At 61.3% G+C, this 9682-nt stretch carries 5 protein-coding genes; 4 read left to right on the forward strand and 1 reads right to left on the reverse strand.

All coding sequences use genetic code 11. The features are described 5' to 3' along the window. Positions 1-486: 486 nt before the first annotated feature. Positions 487-3981 (forward strand): replicative DNA helicase, encoded by a 3495-nt coding sequence (locus BFL43_RS08400; RefSeq protein WP_084892108.1) that lies wholly within the window; start codon positions 487-489, stop codon positions 3979-3981. 595 nt (positions 3982-4576) lie between these two features. On the opposite strand, the gene BFL43_RS08410 is transcribed toward BFL43_RS08400, so the two are convergent. Then, the gene (locus tag BFL43_RS08410) at positions 4577-6169 is read right to left on the reverse strand and encodes an exonuclease domain-containing protein (RefSeq protein ID WP_168176573.1); all 1593 of its coding nucleotides are present in this window, start codon (positions 6167-6169) and stop codon (positions 4577-4579) included. A 271-nt stretch (positions 6170-6440) separates the two neighbouring features. On the opposite strand from BFL43_RS08410, the gene BFL43_RS28495 reads away from it, so the two are divergent. The 3 genes from BFL43_RS28495 to istB all read left to right on the forward strand — a co-directional run bounded on the left by BFL43_RS28495 (position 6441) and on the right by istB (position 9671). After that, a complete protein-coding gene (locus tag BFL43_RS28495) occupies positions 6441-7028 on the forward strand; it encodes a hypothetical protein (protein WP_143695189.1) in 588 nt (195 codons plus the stop codon). A gap of 364 nt (positions 7029-7392) precedes the next feature. Then, positions 7393-8910 carry an IS21 family transposase gene (gene istA / locus BFL43_RS08420; RefSeq protein ID WP_084889768.1) on the forward strand — a complete coding sequence of 506 codons (1518 nt, stop codon included), beginning with the start codon at positions 7393-7395 and terminating at the stop codon, positions 8908-8910. Continuing rightward, positions 8907-9671, forward strand: coding sequence for an IS21-like element helper ATPase IstB (istB, locus tag BFL43_RS08425; protein WP_084889766.1), 765 nt, complete (start codon positions 8907-8909; stop codon positions 9669-9671). The genes istA and istB overlap by 4 nt, the downstream gene beginning before the upstream one ends. The last annotated feature ends 11 nt before the right edge of the window (positions 9672-9682 follow it).

The following is a 9682-nucleotide window of genomic DNA, read 5'->3' on the forward strand; positions in this document are numbered from 1 at the left end:
GCTTGCGTGATGTTCATTGCACCACTTCGCGAGTTCAGATGTAGCGGGTTGGCAGGGTCCGGGGGCGTGATCGTAACGATCAATTTGCAGCCGGTCAAGGTGTTCACCTGATCGAGGGACCTCGAGCCGCAGACCGCCTGCCGCGGAACTGGCCGAAGAAAAGGAACACGCCGAAAGCGGACATGGAGAGACACGCCGCCAGAGAGGTATCCACAGTGTTCAAATATGTGAAACCTATCCTGAAGAGGCAAAACGGGAGAAAGTCGCTGACTTATCCACAAGTTCCCAACAGGGCGCTAACAGGTATGCGCGGAGCGTCCACAGTTGGTGCACAGGGTTGCGCACAGCTCGGTTTGGCACGTCCGCTCTGAGCCCATAGTGTCTGGCCGAGTGGATTGCTGGATCGGCGTGACCGGAGCTGGTCGGGGCTTGTCGGACAGTCCTGCGAGACTGATTTCGAACAGGTAAGCGAGAAGGGGTGGCGTCTTGGCCGTAGTTGACGACCGTGGGCATGCCGAGGCTCGAGAGCAGGCTCCCCCGAGCGAGGATTTCGGTCGTCAGCCTCCTCAAGACATGGCCGCAGAGCAATCCGTCCTCGGCGGCATGATGCTGTCGAAGGACGCGATCGCCGACGTTCTCGAGAAACTCCGCCCCGGCGACTTCTACCGTCCCGCGCATCAGGCCGTGTACGACGCGATCCTCGACCTGTACGCCAAGGGTGAGCCCGCCGACGCCGTCACCGTGGCAGGTCAACTGGACCGTGCGGGGGAGCTGCGCCGCATCGGTGGTGCCCCATATCTGCACACTCTCATCTCGACGGTTCCGACAGCCGCCAACGCCGGCTACTACGCGGAAATCGTCGCGGAGAAGGCCATCCTGCGTCGTCTGGTCGAAGCCGGCACCCGCATCGTTCAGTTCGGCTACGCCGGAGCCGACGGTCAAGACGTCGCAGAGGTCGTCGACCGTGCACAGGCCGAGGTCTACGAGGTCACCGAACGCCGGACCGCAGAAGACTATGTGGCCCTTGAAGAGCTGCTGCAGCCGACGATGGACGAGATCGACTCCATCGCGTCGCGTGGCGGTCTGTCGCTCGGTGTGCCAACGGGTTTCCACGATCTCGACGAACTCACCAACGGTCTGCACGCAGGTCAGATGATCATCGTGGCTGCGCGGCCTGGTGTCGGAAAAGCCCTGGCGCTCGACACACCGCTGGCCACGCCTTCGGGATGGACCACCATGGGGCAGGTGCAGGTCGGCGATCACCTGATCGGCGCCGACGGCAAGCCCACACGCGTCGTTGCTGCTACCGAGGTGATGGCTGGTCGGCCTTGCTATGAGGTCGAGTTCTCTGATGGTTCAGTGATCGTCGCCGATGAGCAGCACCAGTGGTTGGTGGATTCAACGGTGTCGACCACCGCCGAGATCGCAGCGGCGTTGGCCGCAGGCCAAGCACCGACCGTCGCCAACGTCGATCCGGTGGAGCTGCCCTTCGCCCACTTGGATGTCGACGCCTACGCGGTAGGCGCTTGGGTCGGTTCGCGCGGAACCCTGGAGTTCGCGGCGCCGGATGTTGCCATGCGTGTCGACGGCGTCGCCGCCGAGGATTCTCTCAACGCGCTTGATATCGATCATCTTTCGGCCGACTACCTGCGGGGGTCAGCAGCGCAACGTCGGGATTTGTTGGCCGGTCTGCTAGATGTTGCCGGTGAGGTCGCCGAATCGGGCGCAGTCGAGTTCCGGGGGCCTGCCGCCTTGGCGATGCAGGTTCGCGACCTCGTGTCGGGCCTGGGCTATTCCGTCGACATGCGGTCTGAGGCGGCGTCAGTCACTTTTGAAACCGACGACAAGGTCTTCTTTGCCGCGCAGAAAGCGTTGCTACACAAAGAACTTTTAAGAAGTATTCGGCGTGCTCGAACGATCGTCGACGTACGCCCCATCGCCAGCGTCCCCGTGCGGTGCGTCCAGGTCGACAACGTCGACCACATGTATCTCGCCGGTGAGTCGATGATCCCGACCCACAACTCCACGCTCGCCATGGACTTCTTGCGCTCATGCTCGATCAAGCACCATATGACCAGCGCCATGTTCTCCTTGGAAATGAGCAAAACCGAGATCGTGATGCGATTGCTCTCGGCGGAAGCGAAGATCAAACTCGGCGACATGCGGTCGGGAAAGATGAGCGACGACGACTGGACACGGCTTGCGCGACGGATGGGCGAGATCTCCGAGGCGCCGCTGTTCATCGACGACTCGCCCAACCTGACAATGATGGAAATCCGCGCCAAGGCACGGCGTTTGAAGCAAAAGCATGACCTCAAACTGGTCGTCATCGACTACATGCAGCTGATGTCGTCGGGCAAGAAGGTCGAATCTCGCCAGCAGGAAGTCTCGGAGTTCTCGCGAAGCATCAAGCTGCTCGCGAAGGAACTTGAAGTCCCGGTGGTCGCGATCAGTCAGCTGAACCGTGGTCCCGAACAACGAACTGACAAGCGTCCCATGATTTCTGACCTTCGCGAGTCGGGCTGTCTCCCGGCATCTACCAGGATCCTGCGTGCAGACAATGGTTCGGAGTCGACTCTCGGAGAGTTGCTGACCAGCGGTGAGCAACCGTTGGTGTGGTCACTCGACGACCGAATGCGTATGGTGGCGCGCCCCATGGTCAAGGTGTTCCCGAGTGGCCGGAAGAAGGTCTTCCGAGTGAAGATGGCATCGGGCCGCCAGGTCGAAGCGACAGGCAACCATCCGTTCATGACCGTGGATGGCTGGATTCCGTTGGAGAAGCTCGCGGTCGAGGATCGGGTGGCGACACCGCGTACCGTGCCGGAGCCTGTGCAGACAGAGCGTCTTCCTGAGCACGAGATCATCATGCTCGCGCACATGATCGGTGATGGATCGTGCGTTAAACGCCAACCCATTCGTTACGCGAGTGTGGACGAGGCAAATCTGTCCGCGGTAACGGAAGCAGCAACGCACTTCGGCATAACGGCCGTACGCGACGAGTACCCGGCGGCGCGATGCACCACTCTGCGGCTTCGCGCGCCGGAACGCCTGACGCACGGTAAGCGGAACCCTATCGCTGCATGGCTGGACGGATTAGGTCTATTTGGTCTCCGCAGCTACGAGAAGTTCGTTCCCCGCCCGGTCTTCGCCCTGCCGACCGATCAGGTTGCACTCTTCCTGCGTCATCTGTGGGCAACTGATGGATCGGTGCGTTGGGATACCAAGGGAAAGCAAGCCCGGGTGTACTACGCCTCGACGAGCCGCCGGCTCGTCGACGACGTTGCACAGCTGCTTCTCCGTGTGGGGGTACACGGGCGAATCAAGACCGTTCGAAAGAGCGGTTACCGCGATTGTTATCACCTGACGATCGACGGCTCCGAGAATCAAACAACGTTCCTCCGAGACGTCGGCGTCCATGGAAAACGCGGTGAACTCGCCGAGGCCGCACTAGTCGAGTTGGAGCCGATGGTTCGCAACACAAATGTTGACACAGTTCCGAAGGAAGTCTGGACGCATGTGCGGACCCTGTTGTCTGCCAAGCAGATCACACACCGCGAGTTCTCGGCTGCGCTGGGGTCTAGGTTCTGTGGGTCGACGATGTGGAAGCACTCGCCGAGTCGTTCACGCCTGGCCCGTGTCGCGAGAGTCCTCGACGACGCGGACATCGAGATGCTTGCGACCAACGACGTGTTCTGGGACAAGGTGATCGAGATAGAGGATCTCGGCGAACAGGATGTGTACGACGGGACAGTACCTGGAACGCACAACTTCATCGCCGATGGCGTGGCTGTGCACAACAGTCTGGAGCAGGACGCCGACATGGTCATCCTGTTGCACCGTCCCGACGCGTTCGAGCGTGACGACCCACGTGCGGGTGAAGCCGACATCATCCTGGGTAAACACCGTAACGGTCCGACTGCGACGATTACTGTTGCGCACCAACTACATTTGAGTCGGTTCGTGGATATGGCGCGAGGGTAGACGCTGCCGCTGCCGCAGCGGGAGGCCAGGTGTAGATTCGCATTTCACTCGTCCGCACCTCAAGACAATGTGGCGGGAGATCAGCTGCGATCCGCTCACGGCTAGGGTTCGGGCGATCCCGCACCCAGGACTAGTCGTTCTGGACACACCTCTCCTTCCCTACCGGCCGCCCGACGTGGATTCGGAACTGACCGATGCACCACCGCAGGATGTGGTGACTGCGTTCTATCGCAATATTCAGCGGGAAGCCGTTGGGCAGATGATAGTCATGGAGAACACAGACCCGGACGAGCCCCTTGGCGATCAGAACGTAGACGTAGTGTTCACGGCTTCGAATCACGGCCGGTACGGGTTCTTTCCAGCGACGTAGAAAATCGGTCGACGTAAACCAGCCTTTCACCCACGGGCTGATTCCGGTATCCCCGTTTTATTGGACCTAGGTTGGTCCTGTACTAGTCGCGCAGCCGGTTCGGTCCAACGGGCATCTCCAATTCGCGCAAACGTCTGCAACGCTATGAGTGTGCACTGATATGCGACGACCTATAGTCGAACCCTAGTGTGCCCGGCCCGATTGCGTACAGAGGGCCCCTGACCACTACCTTGTGCTCGGTTTGCATGTCGAACAACCGAAAGCTATGTCGCTGAGACGCGTCGCGCTTATCCGCTGGCATCGACGGCAGCGCACTCGGTGTGGGTCATCTGTTAGAGAAGGCGCGGTCAACGGGCCGAGATACTCGTACCCGTTTTCGTCCGCGATGTTGAGGGCGTCGCTGTAGGTCGTGGGTTCAGTCCGTGCCCATGCTCCGAGTAATTCTCGGGATTGCACCGCCCATTGTCGCCAGTAACACGCACGGCAGGTGGGCTCACCGTAGCTAATTTTTTCGATGGTGTAAGCGAATCTGTAGTGCGCCTGAACAGTACAACTCAAACATTCTGTGAGCTGCCAATCGTCGGGATGTGTGAAGCTATCAAGAGGTTTGAGGCGGGCTATGCGCTGCTGTGCAGCGATGTGTTCCTCGCACCAGGTGGGCTTTGTCCTGGTCTTGAAAGCTGCGGTACGGCTGCAGTTTCGAACGGAACAAACCTGTTCAGTAGGTACACGTTTGCGCCGTAGCTGTCTCGGCGGTTTCGGGTCCTGTGGTGGATTGGGGTCTCGGCGTTGGGCCAGCGGGACCATGCGTTGGTGTTTCGGAAGGGGCTTGGGCGCTGCGAGTTCGTGGTGGTTCTCGCCTTTCAGGAGGACAGTCGGTTCGTCGAGCGGCTTGCCGTCGAGGCACTTGAGGAAGTCGTCCTCGGTCATGACCTCGATCGGCTGACCGCCTTCTTGTAACTCGAAGGCACGCTTGGTTTTGCCAGTAACTGTTGACCCGGGCCGAAGGACGGCAGGGTTGATATCACCGACTACGAGAACGTTGGTGCGCTTGGTGGTGTTTTCCTCTGCGGATGCACCGACACGTGCGCATTCCTCCCAAGCGATTCGACGTGTCATCGACAGCAGAGCCCCGGTGAAGACGACGACGCGCCCGTAGAGGTAGCCGCCGGTGTCCGCCTCCGGGTTCAACCCCGGTTGGACGAGTCGGGTGTGCTGTTGGTTCAACAGCGATGCACTGCCGGCGTAGCTGCCCGTTGCCATCCGCCCGATGCTGACACCGACCGATTCTGCAAGCTCGAAAATATCCTGGGCGTTGTGCATGGCAGCAAGCTCGCGGACCACGTGAACCACGCCCAGCGCATCAGCAAGCGCGTCGTGATGATCGATCACACCCCCGTCGAGCGCCGCGACGACGTAAGGCAAGCGGTAGGCCGGCAACGATAGGGCTCGGCGCGCCAGCACCATCGTGCATAGGAAACTAACGTCCGGCCAATCGATGTCGTCAGCAGCGCAGGCATAACGAACAACACCGATATCGAACCCTGCGTTATGTGCCACCACGACGTCATCGCCGATGAAGTCGACGATGTCGGGCAGTACGTCCCTCCACCGGGGCTGTTCCGCAACCTGCGCTCGCGTGATGCCATGCAGCGAGACGTTGAACGGGGCAAAGTCATCGACCCGATCGGGTGGCTGCATCATCCAGTGACGCGTCTCGTCGGGCACGCCGTTACGGACGCGGACCAGGCCCACCGAGCATGGCGAACCGCGGTAGGAGTTGGCTGTTTCAAAGTCGATAGCCGTGTAGTTGAGCACAGGGCGGCCCTTTCGCACTGGGTAAACCAATCATTTAGCTTCCCACGCGAAGCGACGACTGTCTGTCATCTACACGGTCGCTCTTCGCGCCGTCCATTGACTGAGCGAAGCGTCGACGTGCTGCTTCGGTGCGGCTGTCGGCGACAGATGCGTCGAGCACAGAACGGGAACGCTGCGACACAGTCTTCGGGAGCGAGCGACGACGATGACAGACGTCGGCGCTAAGGTCGCAGTAGAGGCACGGTGCACCCGATAAGGCGAGGTAATGGTCATGACGATCTCAGAGTCAGGAGAAGGACAGCCGCCCGCGAGCGAGGGGCTGTCCCCAGTCGTAGCGATCGTCCATGCCACTGCGGACGGTGTGCCGATCATCTGGTACGTCAATACGGACCCGGTGACCGATCTAAATCGCCTTTGCGGTGCGTGGGTGACTCCAGACGCAGATCAACACAAGAACCTGCTCACGCAGCGTTGGGTACTACAGTTTGCTGGCAGTCCAGTTCCGAACTTCGCTGCCCCGCGCCTTCGATTTGATGCGAACCGAACACGGCAGGCAATCATTGATGAGGTTGACCATCTCGGTCAGCTGCACCGCGCAACACCAACCAAATCCGGCGCCAGCCGTGCGGCGATCGAGTGGCCGGACGTTCCTGGTGCTGTCGACTTTACAAATGTTCCGCCCGTTCCTCGTGGCGTATCTCGCGAGGATCCGGCAATCGCAGACACCGTTGCTGTCGCCTACTGGCTTCAGGAGCTTGTTGAGGCGTGGTCTCGGATTGAAACCATCCGATGCGGCCGTGAACACCTACGCGGCGATACTCCGACGCCACGCGGGATTCCTCTCGTAGCGGTTTCCTAGACCCAACTACGGCAACAGCCGCTGGCGGCGTAAAACTCTGTTCCCAACGCAGCCTGGTAGCAAAATTACTGTTACATGGGGTATTGCGTCCGACCAGACAATGTCTGACCTACTGGTGCGATCTTACTTAAGGCCAAGCATTTCCAGCGTGTCGGCGGACATGAAAAACTGCCCGTAGGCGGACATGAAAGTGCCCACTGACGGCCAATAAGAACTGCTCACTGGCGGGCACGAATGTGCCCGTTGCCGGCCATGAATCTGCCCAGTCCTGTTGATCCCAGTGCGGCGCGTCTGCGCCGTGGGGGCCTCTCCCGAGGTTCGATGTCGATGCCTAGTCGATTCGAATCACCCGGGAGAGACCACATTGAAGTCTGACGGAGAACTCATGGAAATACTCAATGCCTACGATCTGACTGGGTCGTATCGCGCGGCAGCCGAACTTTGCGGGTGCTCGCATCACACGGTCAAGAAGGCGGTCGAGGACCGCGATGCCGGCCTGCCGCCGCAGGTTCGCCGGGCCCGACTGATCGACGACTTCACCCCGAACCTGGAGAAGTGGGTGCAGGATTCGCACGGCAAGATCCGCGGCGACAAAGCCCACGAACGCTTGGCCGCGTTGGGGTACACCGGCAACGAACGCACCACCCGCCGGGCACTGGCGGAGATCAAAGCTCAATGGCGCCTGGGCAATACGCGAGTGCACCGACCGTGGGTCACCGAACCCGGATTGTGGCTGCAGTACGACTTCGGTGACGGCCCGATCGTGAACGGCCGAAAGGTGGTGCTGCTGGTCGCGTGGTTGGCGTGGTGCCGCTTTCGGATCGTCATCGCCCTGCACGACCGGACCGGGCCGAGCGTGTTCGCCGGCCTCGACCGTGTATTTCGCATCGTCGGCGGCGCTCCGACGTACCTGCTGACCGACAACGAGAAAACGGTCACGACCGGGCACGTGGCGGGGGTTCCGGTCCGCAACCGTCATGCGGTGACCTTCGGCCGCTACTACGGCATCTCCGTCCTGACGTGTGAGCCGGCCGACCCGGCCTCCAAAGGCGGGGTGGAGAACGCCGTCAAACTCGCTAAAGCCGACATCGTGCCGACCGAGACGAACCTGCTAGGCGAGTACGCGAGTTTCGTCGACGTCGAGACCGCGTGCGGCGAGTTCATGACGCTTGTCAACAACCGGGTCCACAGGGCCACCGGCCGGGTACCGGCCGAGATGCTCGAGATCGAACGCACCCAGCTCCATGCGGTGCCCGATCTGCCGCACACCGCGGGCCTGGGGGTGACCCGCAAAGTACCGGACAACACTCCGATGATCACTTTCGAGCACGGCCAATATTCCATCCCGTCAACATTATTGGGACACAGTGTGTGGGTGCGCCACCACCCGGGTACCGATGAGGTCATCATCTGCGCCCTCGACGGCGGTGGCCCGGTCGAAGTGGCCCGGCACCGCCGCACCACCCGCGGCACCCCCGCAATCGATGACGCCCACTTCCCGGATCAGCCCGGCAAGATCCCCGGTGACTACCGGATCCGCGCTCGTAGCGCTGCTGAGCACGCTTTCCTGGCGATCGGAGAGGGCGCGGTGGTGTGGCTCAAAGAAGCCGCCGCCGTCGGGACCGAACGGATCTTTCAGAAGATGACCCACGCCGTGGACCTTTCGACCCTGAGTAGCCGCCCGGATGTGGATTGGGCATTGGGTCACGCCGCGGTGCACGGCCGGTTCGCCACCGGCGACCTCGACTCGATCCTCGCCAGCAAAGGAATGGACCCGACTCGCCACCAAGCCTCCGAAGACACCTCCTTGGCTCAAGGAACAACCGGATGGAACTCGTTCGGCCTCAACAATTCTCACGTAAACGACGAGGACATCGCATGAGTACCCCGACGCTGCCGGCCGAGGTGGAGCAGTTGATGCGCCAACTGCGGCTTCCCCACGCACGGGCGGTCGCCGGCGACGTGTTGGCCACCGCCCGCTCACAACGCTGGGATCCGGCCGAGGTCATCAAAGCGTTGCTGACTGAAGAAGCCGCTGGTCGAGCCCGGTCGATGCTCACCACCCGCCGCAAAGCCGCACGGTTTCCGACCGGCAAAACCTTCGATGTGTGGGACGAGAATGCCTCCTCGATCCCACTGCCCACCCAGCACGCGCTGCGCACCCTGGAATGGGTGGGGCGGCGGGAGAACCTGGTCGTGTGCGGGCCAGCTGGGACGGGGAAGACATTTTTCCTCGAAGCATTGGGACACAATGTTATTGAAGCAGGTATGCCGGTGGCTTGGTTCACCCTCGAACAGCTCGGGGTACTCGTACGTGCCCATCGTGCTGATGATTCTTTGGGCAAAGCCGTCGCCAAGATCGTCCGCGCCGAGCTCATCATTGTCGATGACGTCGGGCTCCTCCCGGTCGGCGCCGACGCTGCCGAGGGGCTCTACCGGATCGTGGAAGCAGCCTACGAACGCCGATCGGTCGCGGTCTCGTCGAACCTGCATCCCAGCGGGTTCGATGAGTTGATGCCCAAAACGTTGGCGACCGCCACCGTGGACCGACTGCTCCACCACGCACACCTCTGCCAGACCAGCGGAGACTCAGTCCGCCTCGCACAAGCCCTGCACGGACAGGGGGTCAAAGCCTTGAACTGACCACCCTCGGA

It is taken from the genome of Williamsia sp. 1135, assembly GCF_002095395.1.
Classification (GTDB): domain Bacteria; phylum Actinomycetota; class Actinomycetes; order Mycobacteriales; family Mycobacteriaceae; genus Williamsia.